This window comes from Alkalibacterium sp. AK22 (assembly GCF_000585255.1).
Lineage (GTDB): Bacteria > Bacillota > Bacilli > Lactobacillales > Carnobacteriaceae_A > Alkalibacterium.
Map to the genome: position 1 here is coordinate 80,991 of NZ_JANL01000036.1, position 19,066 is coordinate 100,056.

General features: G+C 44.2%; 18 protein-coding genes. 1 reads left to right on the forward strand and 17 read right to left on the reverse strand.

Features of this window, described 5'->3' with window-relative positions; translation table 11 throughout:
• Window positions 1-61: 61 nt before the first annotated feature.
• From ADIAL_RS07855 to ADIAL_RS07885, 7 genes are all read right to left on the reverse strand, one after another.
• Window positions 62-712 carry a GntR family transcriptional regulator gene (locus ADIAL_RS07855; protein WP_034302239.1) on the reverse strand — a complete coding sequence of 217 codons (651 nt, stop codon included), beginning with the start codon at window positions 710-712 and terminating at the stop codon, window positions 62-64.
• A gap of 3 nt (window positions 713-715) precedes the next feature.
• Window positions 716-1,843, reverse strand: coding sequence for an ATP-grasp domain-containing protein (locus ADIAL_RS07860; RefSeq protein WP_034302242.1), 1,128 nt, complete (start codon window positions 1,841-1,843; stop codon window positions 716-718).
• A gap of 24 nt (window positions 1,844-1,867) precedes the next feature.
• Window positions 1,868-2,446 carry a DUF2179 domain-containing protein gene (locus ADIAL_RS07865; RefSeq protein ID WP_034302245.1) on the reverse strand — a complete coding sequence of 193 codons (579 nt, stop codon included), beginning with the start codon at window positions 2,444-2,446 and terminating at the stop codon, window positions 1,868-1,870.
• Between the two features lie 85 nt (window positions 2,447-2,531).
• Window positions 2,532-3,890, reverse strand: coding sequence for a hemolysin family protein (locus tag ADIAL_RS07870; RefSeq protein WP_034302248.1), 1,359 nt, complete (start codon window positions 3,888-3,890; stop codon window positions 2,532-2,534).
• Window positions 3,891-3,982: 92 nt separating this feature from the next.
• On the reverse strand, window positions 3,983-6,058 hold the full coding sequence (gene pbp4 / locus ADIAL_RS07875; RefSeq protein ID WP_034302251.1) for a penicillin-binding protein PBP4(5): 2,076 nt from the start codon (window positions 6,056-6,058) through the stop codon (window positions 3,983-3,985).
• 25 nt (window positions 6,059-6,083) lie between these two features.
• Window positions 6,084-6,773 carry a hydrolase gene (locus ADIAL_RS07880; RefSeq protein ID WP_155849205.1) on the reverse strand — a complete coding sequence of 230 codons (690 nt, stop codon included), beginning with the start codon at window positions 6,771-6,773 and terminating at the stop codon, window positions 6,084-6,086.
• A gap of 23 nt (window positions 6,774-6,796) precedes the next feature.
• Entirely contained in the window at window positions 6,797-7,429 is a 633-nt protein-coding gene (locus ADIAL_RS07885; protein WP_034302254.1) for a glycoside hydrolase family 73 protein, read from the reverse strand.
• 221 nt (window positions 7,430-7,650) lie between these two features.
• Between ADIAL_RS07885 and ADIAL_RS07890 the strand changes: the two genes are divergently transcribed.
• On the forward strand, window positions 7,651-8,628 hold the full coding sequence (locus ADIAL_RS07890) for a Gfo/Idh/MocA family protein (protein WP_051503817.1): 978 nt from the start codon (window positions 7,651-7,653) through the stop codon (window positions 8,626-8,628).
• Window positions 8,629-8,680: 52 nt separating this feature from the next.
• Here ADIAL_RS07890 and ADIAL_RS11710 read toward each other — a convergent pair whose 3' ends face one another.
• The 10 genes from ADIAL_RS11710 to mreB all read right to left on the reverse strand — a co-directional run bounded on the left by ADIAL_RS11710 (window position 8,681) and on the right by mreB (window position 18,683).
• Entirely contained in the window at window positions 8,681-8,935 is a 255-nt protein-coding gene (locus ADIAL_RS11710; RefSeq protein WP_051503818.1) for a helix-turn-helix domain-containing protein, read from the reverse strand.
• A gap of 142 nt (window positions 8,936-9,077) precedes the next feature.
• Window positions 9,078-9,419 carry a thioredoxin family protein gene (locus tag ADIAL_RS07900; RefSeq protein WP_034302256.1) on the reverse strand — a complete coding sequence of 114 codons (342 nt, stop codon included), beginning with the start codon at window positions 9,417-9,419 and terminating at the stop codon, window positions 9,078-9,080.
• Between the two features lie 17 nt (window positions 9,420-9,436).
• Window positions 9,437-12,421: an ABC transporter permease gene (locus tag ADIAL_RS07905; RefSeq protein WP_034302258.1), complete on the reverse strand. Its 2,985-nt coding sequence runs from the start codon at window positions 12,419-12,421 to the stop codon at window positions 9,437-9,439.
• A gap of 28 nt (window positions 12,422-12,449) precedes the next feature.
• On the reverse strand, window positions 12,450-13,154 hold the full coding sequence (locus ADIAL_RS07910) for an ABC transporter ATP-binding protein (RefSeq protein ID WP_034302261.1): 705 nt from the start codon (window positions 13,152-13,154) through the stop codon (window positions 12,450-12,452).
• Between the two features lie 167 nt (window positions 13,155-13,321).
• On the reverse strand, window positions 13,322-14,500 hold the full coding sequence (locus ADIAL_RS07915) for a class I SAM-dependent rRNA methyltransferase (protein WP_034302263.1): 1,179 nt from the start codon (window positions 14,498-14,500) through the stop codon (window positions 13,322-13,324).
• Window positions 14,501-14,658: 158 nt separating this feature from the next.
• A complete protein-coding gene (locus ADIAL_RS07920) occupies window positions 14,659-16,095 on the reverse strand; it encodes a sensor histidine kinase (protein WP_231492125.1) in 1,437 nt (478 codons plus the stop codon).
• Window positions 16,073-16,780: a response regulator transcription factor gene (locus ADIAL_RS07925; protein ID WP_034302267.1), complete on the reverse strand. Its 708-nt coding sequence runs from the start codon at window positions 16,778-16,780 to the stop codon at window positions 16,073-16,075. Before ADIAL_RS07925 ends, ADIAL_RS07920 begins: the two co-directional genes overlap by 23 nt.
• 200 nt (window positions 16,781-16,980) lie before the next feature.
• Window positions 16,981-17,325, reverse strand: a complete 345-nt coding sequence (locus tag ADIAL_RS07930) for a single-stranded DNA-binding protein (protein ID WP_034302268.1) — start codon at window positions 17,323-17,325, stop codon at window positions 16,981-16,983.
• 125 nt (window positions 17,326-17,450) lie between these two features.
• Window positions 17,451-17,639: a DNA-directed RNA polymerase subunit beta gene (locus ADIAL_RS07935; protein WP_034302269.1), complete on the reverse strand. Its 189-nt coding sequence runs from the start codon at window positions 17,637-17,639 to the stop codon at window positions 17,451-17,453.
• Window positions 17,640-17,690: 51 nt separating this feature from the next.
• On the reverse strand, window positions 17,691-18,683 hold the full coding sequence (gene mreB, locus ADIAL_RS07940; RefSeq protein ID WP_034302270.1) for a rod shape-determining protein MreB: 993 nt from the start codon (window positions 18,681-18,683) through the stop codon (window positions 17,691-17,693).
• Window positions 18,684-19,066: the final 383 nt, after the last annotated feature.

Consider the following 19,066-nt stretch of genomic DNA (forward strand, 5'->3'; position numbering starts at 1 on the left):
CGGACAGAAAAAAACTCTGTCGGCCTCATGTGGACTGACAGAGTTTTTCCGTGTATGTTGTTTAATCCGTTCCCTGTATCAGATTGATCAGCAGCTGATTGAGTAGGATCCGTACTTCCCTGCGGGCATATACATAGTTACTTTCACCAATCAGCTGGCTGATTTTTTCATAATGGTCGAGTTTAGCTAGCCGACTGTCTCGAAAAACACGCCGGGTTTCCGTATTTGCTGAGTAGAGAACATGAAGAGTAGTCAGAATAGACTCATTCATGTAGTTGTTCTGGTGATGAGCCAGAATAGTTTGCCAGAAAGTTTCTTCCTTTTTTTCAAAGTCACTGCTGCTCTGATCTCTCGCCGTTTCTTTCATTTCAGAAACAATCTTTTGGGTCGCTTCCTGACAGATCACAACCTCATTGAGCTCGAGCGTATATAATACATGCTGAAATAATGCTTCCAGATAGTACAAACGGTCTTTAAGACCTTTCAAATCAATGATGGTCGACGCTACAAATACACCCTTGTTAGGCACAATCTTAACAAATCCGTCCTCTTCCAAGCGTATGAAGGCATTACGGATTGGTGTCCGACTGACTTCTATAGCGCGGGAAATTTCCATTTCCTTCAGTTGCTTACCCTCTAGCCAGACTTCACGGATAATTTGCTCTTTAATATATTCGTATGCTTTTTCTTCTACTTTTCGTCTTCGCCTCATCGTTTATCCTCTTAATTCAAATATTTCCTTCACATTTCTGATTGTTCTTTGAACGTCGTCTGTCTGAATTGTTACATGACCAATTTCTCCCGTGTTTTTACGCCCATAGTTTTCATAAAAAACATAGTCCCACTCCGGTCGGACCTGTACCTGTGCATAAACCGCCTCAGCCTGAGACCTTTTCAAAGGGCGCATGACCACGGATTTCTCAAGATTCAGCTTCAGTTCAATCGGCCAGCCGGTCACAGCTTTAATGTGCGCCTCATGCTGAGACAGACCGGGAAAAGTAAAGGTGTAATTGTAAGCACGGTGGGGGTGCGCCACAATTTCATTCACATAGAGCGCTCCGCTCTCGGTGGTAAAGAATTCCACTGCCATCATCCCGACAAAATCCAGATTTGCAGCCACTACATTGCCAATTCGTTCAACTTCAGCCTGCATTTCCTTGTCAATTCTTGCTGGGGCAATCGACTGACTGAGTTCATCTTCGTTGTAATACATTTCTGATAGCGGATACGTATGCACTTTGCCCTGCACATCTTTTAAAAGCCCCAGACACACTTCCTTGTCCGAGGGAATCCAGGCTTCCAGTACACATGTCCCTTGCTTTAATAAAGGGATGGCTTTCTCAAAGTCTGCCTCGCCATGCAGCACAAGGTGCTTCTTGAATCGCTCATCCATATTATTGGCCTTCAACACACAGGGAAAACCGATGCCTTTGACTGCTTCTTCAATATCTTTGACTGTCACAATCGTTGCAAAAGGAGCAACATTCAGCCTTAGTGAATCAAAAAAAGCTTTTTGAAGCATTCTGTCCTGAGATATAGACAGCAGTTCTTCGCCTTGAGGGACCGGAACAGTACGTCGGATTCGTTTAATCTCATTATGATTCACCGCGTCCGATGCATAAATGACAAGATCGCTTTTCATGGCAAGATCAATCAACCCCTGTTTATCTGACAAGTCAGATGTGATATGCCAGTCAGCCACGGCTTTAGCCAAGCAGTTCGTCTGTGGGTCAAGAACACCGACACTATACCCCATTTTTTTAGCGGCCAAAGCCAGCAGGCGGGCAGTACTGCCTCCGCCAATGATCCCGATTGTACTTCCCGGTTTTATCCATGCAGTCATGTTTGAGCACCTCACTCTTTCTCGTTAATAATCCTCAGCAAATGGACTCGCCTTTGGATTTTCCTTTACAGCCCGTCTATTATACTTTAGGCGCTTTGTCCAGAAACCACCATTGATATATTTAGGTTCATAAGATACCACGAAGGCCCGCGGCTCGATTTCCTGAATCAGCCGGTAAAGAGCCCGTTCATTGGAGCGCGTTGTCAAAATTTCCAGAACAAAGCGATTGCCTTCACGACCGTAAGCTTGCGTAATCGTGACACCATAACCTTTCCCACGCAACTCTTCAGCCACATCCCAGCCATTTTCAGGTAAAATAGTGGTAACCAGTGTGTGACCCAAAGCCAATTTGTCTTCTATTAGCATGCCTGTATAGATTCCGGCACCAAAGCCGACTGAATAGACAATGACATTAAAGACATTGTCCAGATTGTCCAAAACAAGTCCCAAGCCTACAACATACGTGGCAATCTCAATCATCGCAACAAAAGGAGCCACAGACTGATAACCTTTCATTGTCAGCATCAGCCTCAACGTACTTAGGGTCACATAGACCACATTGATGAAAAATATAGCTATCAGTATTCCCCAGTTTAAATCCACTTCTTGTCCACTAACCTTTCTTCATAATAAGAATAAGGGCCGAGACAATAATCGTCTCAGCCTGTCAAGTAAGCAGCCTATGTGGCTACTCTTCGTCTTCATCTTCGCCTGTTTCTGTTTCTTCTTCGGCTTGTTCAGGTATTTTTTCAATAACCAGGCTGCTTATGCGCGAACCATCCATTTTGTTCACCATGAGTTTCCAGTCATCGACGGTCACATAAGCTCCTTCCTGCTCGTTAGGAATGCTGCCGTATTCAGTAATAAAGTACCCAGCAATCGTATCCACATCTTCCGAATCGATAGCCGTCTTGAAAAATTCATTGAACTTGTCCAGCGGTGTAGACCCCTCGACACTATAGTGTGTCTCGTCTATATCCTCGATCAGTTTGTTGGATTCATCGTATTCATCGTCGATTTCTCCAACAATTTCTTCCAGTAAGTCTTCTAGCGTCACAATGCCAACGACTCCGCCATATTCATCATTTAAAATCGCCATCTGATTCTGTGTTTTCTTCATTTGGAAAATCAGATCATCAATATAAATTGTTTCAGGCACAAACAGCGGCTCATTGCTGATTGCTTTCAAATCGATTGAATACAGCGGCTTAAACTTGGAAGCCTGAAGCAGGTTTTTAACATGTACGATGCCTAAAATATTATCCTTGTCTTCAAAGTAAAGTGGTACCCGCGAATGAGGTGTTTCAAGCATTTCCTGAATATTTTCCTCGTTCGGATCATCATAATCAAGCATAAAAGCATCTGTTCGGGGAACCATGACCTCACGAGCAATCTTGTTGTCCAGGGACAAAACCCCTTTTAGCATTGAAAATTCATCCACGTCGATGACTTCATTCTGATGACTGTGCTCGAGAAAAGATCGAAATTCGTCCCTAGTTATGGCATCAGCATTTAGGTTGAAATCAATCGGAATTAGCTTCTTAAGCCCCTTTAGACAGACTTCAATAAACCAGACAACGGGTAAGGCTAAAAGCTTAAGGATACGGACCGTGCCGGCGAGAGCCATAGCTGACTGATCCGGATTCTGAGCCGCAATCGCCCGCGGTAGTTTATTTCCAAGAAGCAGGAGCAGCACGGTCAATACCAGGGCTGCCAAAGCTATCAGGAGACTCTGATTGATTGCAAAGGGTTCATTGATGCTTGAAGACATTGCCGATAGAACATAAAAAGTCATCCCACTTACCAGCAAAGCCGACAAGGTCAATCCGACCTGTATGGTTGTCAGCGTTGCATCGGCCTGATCCAACAGTTTAAGCACGCGGTCCGCTTTTCTTGTTCCCTCAAGCGAGCGCTCGAGCATACGATTAGGGTTGATCGAAAATAGGGCGATTTCGGCAGCTGCCAGCACCCCGTGTATAGCGATCAGTAAAATGATTACTGTAATGGGCCCAATCAAGGGCTGTATACTTTCAGGATCACTGTTCATAACTTTCTCCTTTTAATTTCCTTGACTGTCAAAAACACAGTTACTATATCATATAAGATTAACACAGACAACAGTAGAAATAAAACCAGCTGTTACTCTGACAGCATGGGCTTCAAATCATTCAGGAAAGGAGTGAAACGATCCACCACATCTCCACTTCTCTGTCCCTCTAAAAAGCCGATAAAAGAGTACGAGCGATCTTCATCATCAAAGACATAAAGAAAGCCATTGGTTTGATTTCCTTCTTCACCAGCGATCTCTGCCGTGCCCGTTTTGGCTCCAGCCCTGTAATTCAGCGCCTGAAGTCCCCTTGCTGTACCGTTTGGGTCGGTCACGCTCTGCACCAGCATATCCCTGACCGTATCGACCGTGGTTTCTGAAAAAAGTGATTCAGTGCTTTCTGTCTCCTCACTCAGCAGTAAACTTGGCTGGGTAAGTCTGCCCTCATTGAGCAGCGGAGAAAAAAACACCAGCTGGTGAAGGCTGTTCATCAATACTTCGCCCTGTCCATAAGCTGTATCGGCCAGCAGGGTTTCACGGTCAATTGTTCCGTCATTAGCAAACTGAGCCGGTCTCATGTCAAAAGGCAGGTTCATGTCTTCTCCGAAAGGAAGCTGGTTTAAAGCTTCCATAAAGGCTTCGTTCCCCATCTCCAAAGCTTCCATAGCAAAGTAAATGTTATCAGAGTATATCAGTGCCGCAGCGAGATCAACTTCGGTGACGCTGTCACTTACCCGGGTAATCTGATGATTACCAAAACCATCTGTTCCTGGTGACCACCTCAACCCTTCAATCCTATTTGTCTGATCTGGTGTAATTTCTCCTTCTTCAAGCAGCAGCAATGAAGTCAGAATTTTAAAGGTAGAGCCCGGGGCATAACGACTGGTGTAGCGATTGACGAAAGGTGTATTTTCATCTTCCACATAGGCAGTATAGTCTTCAGTCGTGATGCCTCTAGCAAAAGCCTGAGGACTATATGAGGGAGAGCTGACCAGTGCCAGAAGTTCTCCGGATACGGGATCCATTATGGCACCTGAACCCGGCTCTTCATCAAAACTTTCGAATAATTCCTCCTGAACCGCACTGTCGATAGTCAGCCGCACTTTCTGCCCGTCTTCTGTTTCATTTTCAATCAGGACCGCTTTTAGCTCTCCTTCGCTGTTTTCGATGGCAATCTGTCCTCCGGTGATGCCACTTAACTGGTCGTTGAACACAGCCTCCAGCCCGGTTTTCCCTATAATTTGTCCTGCTACAAGAGAAGGATCTCGTTCGAGATCTTCTGCATTGGCTTCGCCCACGTAGCCAATCAGATGAGCTGCAGCCCTGTCAAGTGGATAAAGCCGGTCACTGGACTGCTGATATCTGACCCCTTGAATCTCTGGTGTGTTCCCTGTTTCTACGATTGTAAAAGGCACAAAGCTTTCCTCCGTGACCCAGCTCTGACTAAGCAAACTCTGCAGCCTGTCAGCAGATACATTGAATGCTTCAGCAATGGCTTCAAGTCGACTCTCCCGATCGCTGCCTTCCCCAATTGCAGCCGGATAGAGTCCAGCTTGGAAGACATCTCCTTCACCAGCAAGCATATTTCCGTATCGATCGACGATTGATCCGCGTTCCGGCTCATTGAAAGATAGACGCACACTGTCGCCTTCTTCCATATCTGGAAGAATGAGTGACGGTGACCAGGACAGCCTGACGTGCTGTGTATCTTCTGTTTCTGTTTCTATGACTGCTGTCTCGTACTGTAAAGAATCCAGTCTGCCTAGAGCGGTTTCCATGCTTAACATATAGCGAACAGTGTACTTATCGGTTTCCTCGTCTAATTCGACAGCATAGTCGTTCACCCTGATGTCATTTGCACCGATTCCCTGAAAAATCATCTCATACCGCTCTGCCAGTTCATCCGGACTGTAGCCGAATTCTTCCAGGGTTTCGGGTGACATGTACGAAACGTAGGAATCAAAGGCTGCATCCGACTTGGCTGCAAGCATACTGTTAACCGTTTCCTCGACCGCTTCCTGTCTTTGCTGAGCCAGCTGATCTGCTCTCCATCGTGAATAAAACAACCAGCCACCGATGGACAGCACGACTAGCAGGATAACTGCCAAAGTGATCCACAACCCCTTCGTTGACTTTGGTTTTCTGGACCCTCTCGTCTGTACATTCACTTCATCCACTCCCTAAATAATTATCCTACTCTTCTTCAAAGCGGTCTTTTTCTCTTTCCCTGTAATCCATCATTTTTCGGCTGAACAACTCTCCATTAGAAGGAGGTGTATAGGTGATGGCATTGGCACCTGCTTCAATTGTTTCCAGAATACTTTCGTTTGTTGGTCCTCCGGTAGCAATAATTGGCATGTCCGGATGATTTTTACGAATCTGCTTGACGATTGTTTTGGTTTTTGAAGCACCGGAGACATTAATAATGTCTACTCCGGCCTTGATTTTTTCCTCTATATCCGTGTATTCAGACACTACCGTAAGAATGATTGGTATATCAATCATTTCATTGATCATTTCAATTGTTTCAATCGGTGTCGGCGCATTGATGACTACGGCCTTACAGCCGTGGGCCTCTGAAAACAAGGCCATATTGGCCGAACGAACCCCCTGAGTTGTTCCTCCCGCAATGCCGGCCATAATCGGAATAGTCGAGACTGAAGTGATAGCCTGAATAATTGCAGGATGTGGTGTGAACGGGTAGACTGCCATAATGGCATCCGCATCATTGTTCATAATCAATGCAATATCTGTTGTAAATAGCAGTGCCTTGAAGCGTTTGCCATTGATCAAAATACCACTGGACTTTCTAATGACTTCAGGTACTGCGATGTAATCTTTAAACAAGTGCGTGCGCACGTGCGGATAGCGTTTATTTTCCATAATATTCCTCTTTTCTTTTGTCCTCAATCGTCGAATCGGTCCAGGTCGTAACGTTCAATGAGATCGATCAGTTTCTCCGGATAAGTAGGGTCTGTGGCATACCCTGAGGTTTGTAGCGCTTTAGCTGCCTGCCGGTAATTGTCCGCTTCTATGACGGGCTGGTATAAATCAGCATTCCACTGCGTTCCATTAGCAATCAGATTGGCATAATCTTTTACAGATTCTTCCATCGAGCCATAACTCCTGAAGGACGCCTGAATTTCTACCCATCCCTCTTCATATTCCAGTGTGGAATATGAAGGCTGATAAGATGATCCTTTTATCCCAAAATAGTTACTTTCGTTTACTGCCAGGCCACTTTCGCCCCAGTTTGACTCAAGGATAGCCTGGGCAATAGTTACACTCGGCCAGATTCCGTGACTGTCCTGAAGCGGAACAGCGTAACTGGCTACTTTCTCGATAAAGGCCTCCCGGTCATTATCACTTTGCCTGCTGCTGTTTAATGTCAAAATAGGTATGTCTCCATCAATTGACCCAGCCAATAAAGTCAGTGTTCCAACAAAAGTCAACATGATCAGAATAAATTTTTGAAAGAAAGGCAGCCCGGTTTTCTGTCTTTTAGCATATCGCTTTTTATTTCTCTTGTTTTTGGACACACCTATTCCTCCTTTATTAAGTCGTTTTCCCGCAATACTCAGGACTTTAGGCTGTATTGAATGGATATCAGAATGTATCCCTTACATTTGATAAAACTGCTCTTACATTTTACCATAAGTATCTGGGGCTCGATAGTAAATCTGTTCAGTTCGTATCCCCTTTCATTTGAGTTTTTTGTTACAATGGAAGCAAAATCCGTCACAAAAAAGAGGAGCTAATTATGAAAAAAATAAGATGGGGTATACTTGGCCTAGGCACTATTGCTCATGAGTTTGCTCAAGCCTTTCAAACAGACAAAGCGGAACTGGTTGGTGCCGGATCACGAGCTATGCAGAAAGCGTACGATTTCTCCAAGCGCTATGACATTCCTAAAGCCTATGGCAGCTATCAGGAACTGGCTTATGACCCGGACATTGATATCGTCTACCTGGCTACCCCCAACAGCCACCACAAAAAAGATATACTGATGCTTCTTGAGGCCGGAAAGCATGTCTTCTGCGAGAAATCTATAACTATGAACAAAAAAGAGCTTGATGAAGTACTCCTTTTGGCTAATGAAAAGCAACTGCTAGTTGCTGAAGCCATGACCATTTACCATATGCCGCTATATGCCAAGCTGAAAGAGCGCATAGATAATGGTGAATTTGGTTCTTTAAAAATGGTTCATGCCCTGTTTGGTAGCTTGAAACCGGACGATTCTGCCAACCGCTTCTTCAACCCGGAACTGGGTGGAGGAGCTCTGCTTGATATAGGTGTTTACGCCTTGTCCTTTATCAGGTACTTCTTGAGTAGCCAACCCTCGGTCAGACAGACTCTCGTATCCATGCATCCCAGTGGTGTAGACGAAAGCAGCTGCTTTCAATTCATGAATGATGCCGGCGAAATCAGTACGGTCTCCCTTGCTTTTCGTTCAAAAATGCCCAAGCAGGGAGTCATCATTTGTGAAGATGCCTATATTACCATTATGAACTATCCGAGAGCCGACCGTGCGCTAATTACTTATCCAAGTGGTGAAGTGGAAACTGTTCATTGCGGTTCTCAGTCAGCGGCCCTGTCATATGAAATCGACCGCCTCTCTGAAACACTCATGGGCAAAGCTGACTTTACAAGCCTACAGCTGACAAAGGACGTTAATGCCTTGATGGACTGGGCGGCTTGTGAATGGCAAATGAGCAATAGGCCTACTGCTGACTACTGATGCAGTCTGACCTTAACTAAATTGAACAATGTATGCTGCAAACTGTTCGCACCTAACGGTTTCTGTTACTCTTTGTCAAAGAGTATTTTTTTGCCCTTTTGACATACATGTGCAAAAGGAACGTTACTTTCGATTCCTTTAATCCCTCAATACCATCGGCATTATATTTTCGGACCCAATTTTTTAATGTCGTTTTGGTCACACCGTAAGCCTTAGTTAAAGAGTTGAGTGACTCCCGTTCCTCTAATACCTTCATTACTGCCTTATATCGCTCGTTTATATCGTGATCTATAATTCTTTTAGACATGGCAAAAACTCCCCTTATAGTGTCAGAGAATTTTTATTATTTCTCTTTCTACTATAAGGGGAGTATATCAGTCAGAGGGATTTAGGTGCCTTTTAATTGATAGGAGATTTCTCTACTCTTTTTTTCGGTTTGTTCAGTCTTCCTATTGTTGCATATCCATTGCATCCAGTATCTTATTGATTTGATGTCTGAGTTTTTCCTTTTCTATAAAGCGTGCCATTCTAAGCACTTCTTTTCCTTCAAAAAACAATAAAACCACCGGCACCGTAAACACTGTATACGCTCCGGAAAATTCAGGCATTTTTTCTACGTCTGCCTGGATGGATTTCAATTTGCTGAAGCCGTCAATCACCGGCTTCAGCTGTGGCATTACACCATGACACACTGAGCAGTGCTCTCCATAAAAAAAACACAAAACAAGCTTTTCCTGATCAATCAGCTCCCGCACTTCATGCAGGCTCTTTGCTTCCTTAAATCCTTGCATGCGTATCTTCTCCCTTTTTAATCCTGAGTTTTCAATGCTTCGACCATATCTACCCGCTTCAGCTTGAAATGCATAACGACCATCACTAGGCTGGAAAAAAAGAACATCAGCAGAAAGGCATAAATGTAACTGGAAATAGAGATTTGACGGGCAAACCGCATAATGTCAATTTCTGCTGTCTGCAAGACAAAGCCGTGCATGATATATCCGAGTAAAAAGCCAGCTAGGATTCCCATGATCGTCAGCACAAAATTTTCACGGTATACATATAAGGTGACTTCCCTGTCAAAGAAGCCCAGTACTTTGATTGTAGACAGTTCACGGATCCGCTCTGAAACATTGATGTTCGTCAGATTATAAAGGACGACAAACGCTAAGGATGCCGCTGAAAAAATCAGGACAACAGTCACGACATCCAGACTGTCCATGGAATCCTGAAAGGCAGATCGGATCGATGCCGCAAAAATAACGCCTTGGACAGCTTCTTCTCCTGTGAGTTCCTGACCCAACTGGTCTTCATCCACTAGCTCTGTATCGTACCTCAGCAAGCGGCTGTTCGGTTCTGCACTTTCCCCGACCGCTGCTTCAAAAGCTTCGGGAGAAAGGTATACATAATGCTGCACATAATGCTCGACGACAGCACTGACTTCGACTTCAAAAGCATCCAGGTCATTGACTTCCACTGTAATCGTATCACCTTGCTCACTTCCCAGCAGTTCAGCCAGTTTGTCAGTAATAACCGCGCCTTCCGCAGGCAGTTCGATAATCTCATCAGGATAACTTAGACTTCTTAAAGCAACGAACTCACCAATCCTGCTCTCATCTGAAGGACTCATTACATTAATGTCCTGGTCAGAGTCAGACGCAGTAGCTGTCCCATTCTCCAGTCGAACTGGCAATTCCCCTTCAAGCCCTTCTGTTTCCTGCAGGGTTTCTTCATATCGGGCAAACTGTTCCTCGCTAGCATTAGGATTTTCTGACACAATGGCCTGGTAAAGGTTAATTTCACCGAACTGGATATCGCCTATATCTGCTATCGAATCTGACAGTCCATAACCTGTTAGAAGTAAGGCTGTCCCGCCTGCCACACCAAACAACGTCATCAGCATGCGCCGTTTGTAACGGAACAAATTTCTTGATGCGACCTTTTGAGTAAACGTAAACCGATTCCAGATGAAGGGCATGTACTCTAGAAAAATTCGTTTCCCTTTCTTTGGTGCTTTAGGTAAAAGTAAAATCGAAGGATTGCTTCTCAAAGAGAGGCGAACAGAAATCAGTGTAGACAAGCCCGTTGCCAGCAAAGCCCCAACCAGTGAAATGATCGCATAGCTCCAGAAAAACTGAGTCTGAGCCTGAGGCAGATTATACAAAGAACTGTACGCATCCATAACGACCCTTGGAAAAAGCCAGTATCCCAGAAAAAGCCCAGTCACAGCCCCCGATACTGTTGCTAAAAAGGCATACACAAAATATTTCATAGCAATGACCAGGTTGCCGTAACCCAGGGCCTTCAATGTTCCAATCTGATTGCGTTCTTCATCCACCATACGTGTCATCGTAGTCAGCGAAATCAGTGCAGCCAATAGAAAGAAGAAGACAGGAAATATTTGTGCAATGGCTCCAATACGTTCTGCATTGTCTTCAAACTCCTCATAACCTTGGAAAGCTGTGCGGTCTTCAAAAAAGTAATCCGGTTCTTCAAGATCAGCAAGATCCAGTTCTGCTTCAGTTAAATCGGCTTCCGCTGCTTCTATTTCGGCTTCAGCCTCCGCTTGTTCCTGCTCAAATTCTGCTCTTCCCTGCTCATACTCAGTCTCCGCTTCCTCAAGTTCCGCCCTCGCTGCTTCGAGTGCACGTTGACCTTCGGCTATCTCCTGATCCAGCTCAGCTTCGGCTGTCTCAAGCTGACTAAGCGCAGACTGAATCTGATTCCGCTGAGCATTGAGTTCAGCTGAAGCCTGAGGGTCATCAGCCCCGGCAGCTTCCAACTGCCCAATCGCTCCCTCAACTTCAGTTTGAGCTGCCAGTAATTCTGAGCGCTGACTATTAATCTGCTGCCTTGCGTCTCTCTCCTGTGTTTCAAGCTCAATTAAGCCTGTCTCATATTCCGCCTGACCTGTATCCAGCTCAGCTCTGGCCTGTTCAAGCTCTTCTTCGGCATCCAGGAGTGCTTGCCGTGCTTCTTCAATTTCATCGTAACCCTCTTGAATCTCCAGATCGATTTCTGTAACCAATGCGTCAAAGCGCTCAGAAGGTCGATCTGCCAGCAGCCCTTCTGCTTCATCAAGACGCTGCATAATATACGCTTCGTATTCAGGAGAAAAAGAAGCAAAATTGCGCGCATTCTCAAAAGATAAAAATGCATCCGTATAGACATCCAGATTAAAAGCCTCTTGTGGTACCATGGAAAAACCATTAAGCGTTCCGGTCCCGACCTGTGTGGATCCCCTCTGTCCCCGTTCAATATAGCGGGGATGATTGATAAACCCAACAACCTCAAATGCGGTGTAATGGAAAGCATCTTCAAAAGCATCTGGGGTTCCGGTTTCAATCATCACAGTGTCCCCGATAGTATACTCTTCCAAATAAGCTGTTGTGTGGTCAAGTAGAATTTCGTCCGATGCCTCCGGCAACCTTCCTTCCACCAGAGCAGGGCGGTCCATGCTCTGATCATCACCATGCAATGCATACACTTTTGAAGATAGCGCTGTTTCTGCAAAGATTACATCTTGACTGTAAGTAGCCTTGACTTCTGTCTGATCCATCGTTTCCAGCAGATCTATATCTCCATCTTCAAGGCCCATAGTAGAAAAAATATGCGCATCACTCAGCTGTAGATCCGTAAAATAATCATCTGCCGTCATGACCATTACCGGTCCAGTCGCACTCAAGCCAGCAAAAAAAGCGACGCCAATCAGAATGATCGCAAAAATTGAGATAAAGCGCGTTTTGGTCCGGCTGATTTCTCTGAATGTATCTTTTATTAATGACCGGTATTTCATAAGCTGTCCTCTTTTCTATTCACTGCTGTCACCATTCGATTCGCTCCACGGGGAGTGGGTGCTCGTTGATTGTAACTTTTCTGACTTTGGCATTGTTGATGTCTATCACTCGATCAGCCATCGGAGCAATTGCCCGGTTGTGTGTGATTACAACAACTGTAGCTCCGAATTCATCTTTTGAACGACTTAGAAGATCCAGAACTTTTTTTCCCGTCTCATAATCTAAAGCTCCAGTCGGTTCGTCACACAAGAGGAGCTTGGGCTGCTTAGCCAGAGCCCGGGCAATAGCCACCCGTTGTTGTTCTCCTCCTGAGAGCTGAGCCGGGAAGTTATCCATACGGTCTTTCAGACCTACACTTACCAGTATCTCCTCGGCATCCAGAGCATCCGGAGAAATTTCAGCTGCCAGTTCAACATTTTCTTTTGCTGTCAGATTGGGAATCAGGTTGTAGTTTTGAAACACAAAACCGACGTCATTGCGTCTGTATTCAGTCAGCTGCTTCTCACTGAAACCGACAATATCTACACCATCAATAACCACTTCTCCTCCATCAGCCGCATCCATCCCGCCTAATATATTTAACACAGTAGTCTTTCCTGCCCCACTGGGACCAACAATTACTGCAAATTCCTGTTTTTGAATATCAAAGGTAATGTTGTCGTTGGCAATCACCTCCATTTCCCCTGATTTGTATTTTTTCACTTCATCCTTAACCCTAATATAAGCCGTCATACGTCTTCATCCTCTCTAAGCTACTCAGTTTATTTTATCACATATTTAAAGGATTATAGGTCCCGGTTACATGATGGACTGGTAATCTTCATGCTTTACACATATCTTAAAAAGGCCGGGCCACTTCCATAATAGAAGTGGTCCGGCTTTTAATCATAAAGTTGAAATCAACTGGTACGTTCGAGCACGAAAACTTTAAGATAGTGACCTTCAGGATACTCAGCACTGACAGCAAAGTCCTCCGGCAGTCCCTGTTCATCCATCAGATAAGCATCTACTCCCAGTTCCTCTAGGCCTTCATTGACCTTATCAAAAAAGTCATCTCTGCTTACAGTCCATGCATTAGTCGACGTAATCAGTACACCGTCTTTGGACAGTACCTGGATTGCATCCTTAACAAGTTCAGTGTAATCCTTTTCTACACTGAATGTCCGTTTTTTTGTTCGCGCAAAGGTTGGCGGATCGAGCACAATCAAGTCAAAACGTAGCTGATGCTTCTTCGCATAGTCAAAGTAGTCAAATACATCCATGACTCTTATTTCATGACCTTCAGGATCCAGTCCATTGACTTCAAACTGTTCTCTCGTGCGTTCTTTGCTGCGGTTGGCTACATCAACATTGACCGTCTTCGATGCGCCGCCCATTGCTGCCGCAACCGAAAACGCACCAGTATAACTGAAAGCATTCAGTACCTTTCGTCCAAGTCCCCACTCTTCCATGATCTTGCGTCTGACATTCCGCTGATCCAGGAAAATACCGGTCATCCACCCTTCATTCAGGTATACATTGTATCGGATCCCATTCTCAAGTACCGCGAGTGGTTCGGAGGCCTCTAGCCCCTCAACAAACTGCGTCTTAATCGGCGCATTGGGATAGCGGAGCTTTTCGTAAATGCCTTTAAAATCGGGAACCGCTACTCTGAATGCTTGAAGGATAAGATCTTTATGCTTATAGATGCCTTCACTGTACCAAGTGAAGACATAGTATCCTTCATAGTAATCAATCGTCAGCCCGCCGACTCCATCTCCTTCACCATTGAAAAAACGGAAAGCCGTTGTCTGATCATCAGCATAAAAAGCTGTTCGTTTCTGACGAGCCAAGCGAAACTGTCGGTCAAAAAATTTAGCATCCAGTTGATCTGTCTCGTCCAGAGACAGAACCCATCCTGCTGTTTTCTTTTCGGTGCCGATATATCCCAGGCCGACGAATGTATGGGAGCTGTCTACTAGCTTTACAAAATCACCTTCCTCAGCTTCACCCTTGCGCTGAAAATCATAGTCCTCCAGTGCCGGATACCCTTTTCTGATACGATCAGCAGCCAGTTTTCTTACTTCTAACTTTTTCATAATTGACCCCTTTTTTCTGTTTGTCTTAGATGTCTCGATTCAATTATATCACATATCTTCCCTTATATTCAGAATACAAAAAGGACCGGTCTCTGACCGGCCCCCTCTCTATTGATCTGTCTTGTTTTTCAACCCTTAAGCTAAGACAGCCTTTAAAACTAAACCGGCTTTTTAGGAAAGGTGATAGTGAAGGTTGTCCCCTTATCCAGTTCACTAAACACTTCAATCTGTGCTCCATGCTGCTCAACGAGTTGATGGACAATAGACAGTCCCAGGCCAGATTCTCCATAGGCAGTGTTCGTCCGGGAAGCATCCGCTTTATAGTAGCGATCCCAAATATTCTTTATTTGTTCAGCGCTCATCCCAATGCCATTATCTCTGACTATAATCTGCGTGCCATCTGCTTTTTCTTCACCATCAACCTCGATAAGCCCATCTTTAGTGAACTGAATCGCATTTTTTATCAAGTTGACCAGAATCTGCTTAAAACGGTCATAGTCAGCATATACATAAAGGCCATCCATAGAATGAACCCTTAGCTTATTTCCGGACTCTTCAGCAATACTGCGCATCTGATCCTGTATTTCAACAAGAATTTCTGAAACCGGCAAGTCATGCTTGTTCAAAACAATACGATTAGATCGGATATTTTCATAATCCAGATTTTCATTGACCAGCCGTATCAGCCGCTTAGTTTCCTTTCGCATAAGTTTAATACTTCTTAGTCTCTGCGATTCCGGAATCACGTCATACTCGAGGCCTTCAAGCAAGCCGTTAATTGTGGTCAACGGTGTACGCATTTCATGTGCAGCGTCCTGCATAAATGTTTTTCGTCGTTCTTCTTGGCGGTTGACTTCCTCCTGGGAATATCTTAAGGCTGTCACCATACGATTGAAATCCCTGGAAAGATAGTCTATTTCATCACGTTCCTTATGATCGAGCTGAATGCTGTACTCGCCCTCTGCTACTTTGTGGGCAGCCTTTCTCAGCCTGTTTACCCGACCAACCTGGTAACGAGCGAAAACAAAGCTCATCAGCACAGCCAGTATGGTAGAAATAAGAAAAGCACTTGCAAGATTGGCTTTTAACTCTTCCATCTGCTGATCGATATGGCTGACCGGTGCACTTACTGTGACAAAGCCTTGAAATTCATTTTCTTGTTCATTAAAAAAAGGCGCATAAATCAGGGCTGTTTCTCTTGGATTTCCGAGCATATCCTCCTGATTAGTCGTCAGGGCCACCCGTTCTCCTGCTTGCAGACGTTCAATATGCTCTGGAACCAGCCTTGCCCGTACGTCAGAAGGTAAAAGCGGATAAGTCAGTGTTCCTTCCTCATCAAAAATGAAGAAGGAGACATCCTGTTCATACAGAAGCCTTTGAATCACGTCCAACTCATTATTTTCCAGTTCCATTTCAGTAATTGAATCGGCATAACGGTAGAGCCGATCTTCGATACTCCGGACAGCTGTGTTTCTGCCGAAGTGTACTAGCGATAAGACCGAAACACTCATCAAAACAATGATTACAGCAAGAAAGCCTAAAAACTGCTGATAAAAATAAGGCAGCTTCATTTTAATCGATCGATCCTGTGTCATCAAATTTGTAACCTACTCCCCATACAGTTTGAATAACCTGAGGACCATTTTCAGATAATTTCTGCCTTAGTTTCTTTATGTGCGCATCCACTGTACGCTCATCTCCAAAGTACTCATAATCCCAGACGAGTTGAAGCAGCTGCTCTCTGGAAAATACCCTTCTTGGACTATTAGAGAGAGTATAGAGGAGATCAAACTCTTTAGGCGTCAGGTTCTTCAATTCTTTGTCGTAAAGAATGACTTCACGGGTATTCCGGTCCATTTTAAGATGTTCCGTTTCAATTTCATAATCTGCTGTATCTGACCCTTCTTGCTTGATTTTCACACGTCTGATCAGTGATTTGATACGGGCAATCAGCGTTAGCGGACTAAATGGCTTAGTCACATAATCATCCGCTCCAACTTCTAGACCGATCACTTCATCACTTTCTGTATCTTTCGCTGTCAGCATAATGATGGGAACAGACTCAGACCCCTTACGTATCTCTTTACATATCGTAATGCCATCCAGGCCGGGAAGCATGATGTCCAAAACCACCAAGTCGAACTGTTCCGGATCTTTCTGATATAAATCCAATCCCTCCTGACCATTATGAACAAATGTTGCCTGCCATTCTTCTTTCAGGAAAAACATTTCAATCATTTCACAAACGGATTCATTATCTTCGATCATCAGTATATGCATCATAATCCTTCTTTCCGCTTTTCATATTAATGATAGTATACCGACTATAGTTGAATTTTCTGTGTAAATCAATGAAATAATCACGAATAAATGCAGGCTTTTCTCCATTTTAAATATCTGACTGCTCGTACCGCAGCAGACTGCCTCTTATTTTATGTACGGGGCCCTGCTGCCCATTGACACAGGGATGCCCATCTGGTTCAACTCTGTTTAAAGCCCGATTTCTCTAGTGCTTTCTTTTGCAGAAATTCCAGTTCTTCCACAACCATCTCGACGACATATCTTGTTTCCTCCGCTTCCCTTTTATACGAACGGGACTGCATTTTTCCCGATAAGGCTATCAGATCTCCTTTAGAGCAGAATTCCTCAAGCAGTTCGGCCCGCTTACCCCATGCCACAAATGGAATAAAATCTGCCTCCGCTGTTCCATCTTTTCGGAAAGAGCGTCTGACTGCCAATGTATTGTTCGTTACAAAACGTCCCTCTCCCAAATCCTTCAGTACCACATCTTTTGTCAGTCTGCCAATAAAGTCGACACTATTCATATAAACCCCTCGCTTTTGCTTTTGTAGTGGAAAGTCTGCCTTTCCCTACTTATACATATTCCCCATCGAACCCTAAACTCACGAAAAAAAGACACTTATCGGAGGATAAGTGTCTTTTTCTCAATTTAAAATATAAAGTCCAGAATATGCTGCCAGAGTTCCGGATTGAATACATCCATTGGTTCTCCTGCTCCACCAATGACACTGTATCCCAGCATTGCCCCTGCGATAAACGCTACCGCAATCAGTAAAAGAACGACTAGAATTTTCAAAATATAAAACGAAATATCTTTCAATATTGTTTTCCACGTCATCAGTGAGCACCCCAAATTATCACTATTCCAATTATCGGTTGTCAGCCAGCCTTAATAAAGCTTTTTACTTTTTTTCAGGTTTTCCAGCAACAGTCCAGTCCCCATAGCTACTGAATCCAATGGATCTTCCGCTTTGAATACAGGAACCTTAAGTTCTTCGGCAAAGAGCATTTCAATTCCATCAAGCATTGCTCCGCCTCCTGTAAGGATGATCCCACGATCAATAATATCGGCTGACAGCTCGGGAGGTGTCTTTTCCAAAACAGATTTAGCTTGTTCCACCACCACGACCATAGATTCCTTAGTTGCTTCCATAACTTCCAAAGAAGTAATGGTGACCGTTCTCGGCAGACCAGTGACCATGTCACGGCCCCTTACATCCATCTGATCATTGCGGCCATTGTCAAAGATGACGCCAATTTCTTTTTTGATTGTTTCTGCCGTTCGCTCACCAATCAGCAGGTTATGCTTTTTCTTGACATACTGAGTGATGTCGTTATCAAGTGTATCACCGGCAATCTTAACGGATGCACTCGTAACAATACCACCCATGGAGAGAACTGCAATGTCACTTGTTCCCCCTCCAATATCAATAACCATATTTCCGCTTGGCTGGAAAATATCCATTCCAGCACCAATCGCTGCAACTTTAGGTTCTTCTTCAAGATAAACATTTTTGCCGCCGCTTTTTTCAGCCACTTCGATAATGGCTTTCTGTTCAATTGCTGTAATGTTGGTAGGACAACAGATCAGAATATTCGGTTTAGATAAAAATCCTTTAACATTCAATTTATCGATAAAATAGGTTAACATTGCTTCAGTAATGTCGAAGTCTGCAATAACTCCACCTTGAAGCGGACGGATGGCCTTAATGTTGCCTGGTGTCCGGCCGACCATCATATAGGCATCTTCACCAACAGCCAGGACCTCATTGGTTTTGGTATCCAGAGCCACTACGGACGGTTCATTTAATACAATTCCCTTACCTTTAACATGTACAAGTACATTTGCTGTTCCTAAATCGATGCCAATATCTCTAGCCATCGTTTGTCTCCTCTCACCATTTCACTTCGTTTGTTCGTTACGAGATTCTGATTAAAAAAGATTTCACTCTATCCATGATACTTAAGATACAGATAAAGAGCAACCATTATTTTCGACAAAACACCTGTGTTTCAGCAAAAAAATAAAACAGTCATCAATTGGTCAAATCTGTCATCCAACAGCTTCATCGTCCCGATATAGTCTTGTAAATTTATACTTCAATCAGCAGTTGTCCAGCACAACCTGTAAAACAGTTTCTACAGCCAAACGTTATGGTATACTGTATTTTTCGTTGCTTCATGCATCAACTATCGGTTTGTAAGCATGTAAAAAGGGGCTGGGACAAAAGTCTCAACCGGAGTAAAATAAAGTTAAACCGAGTA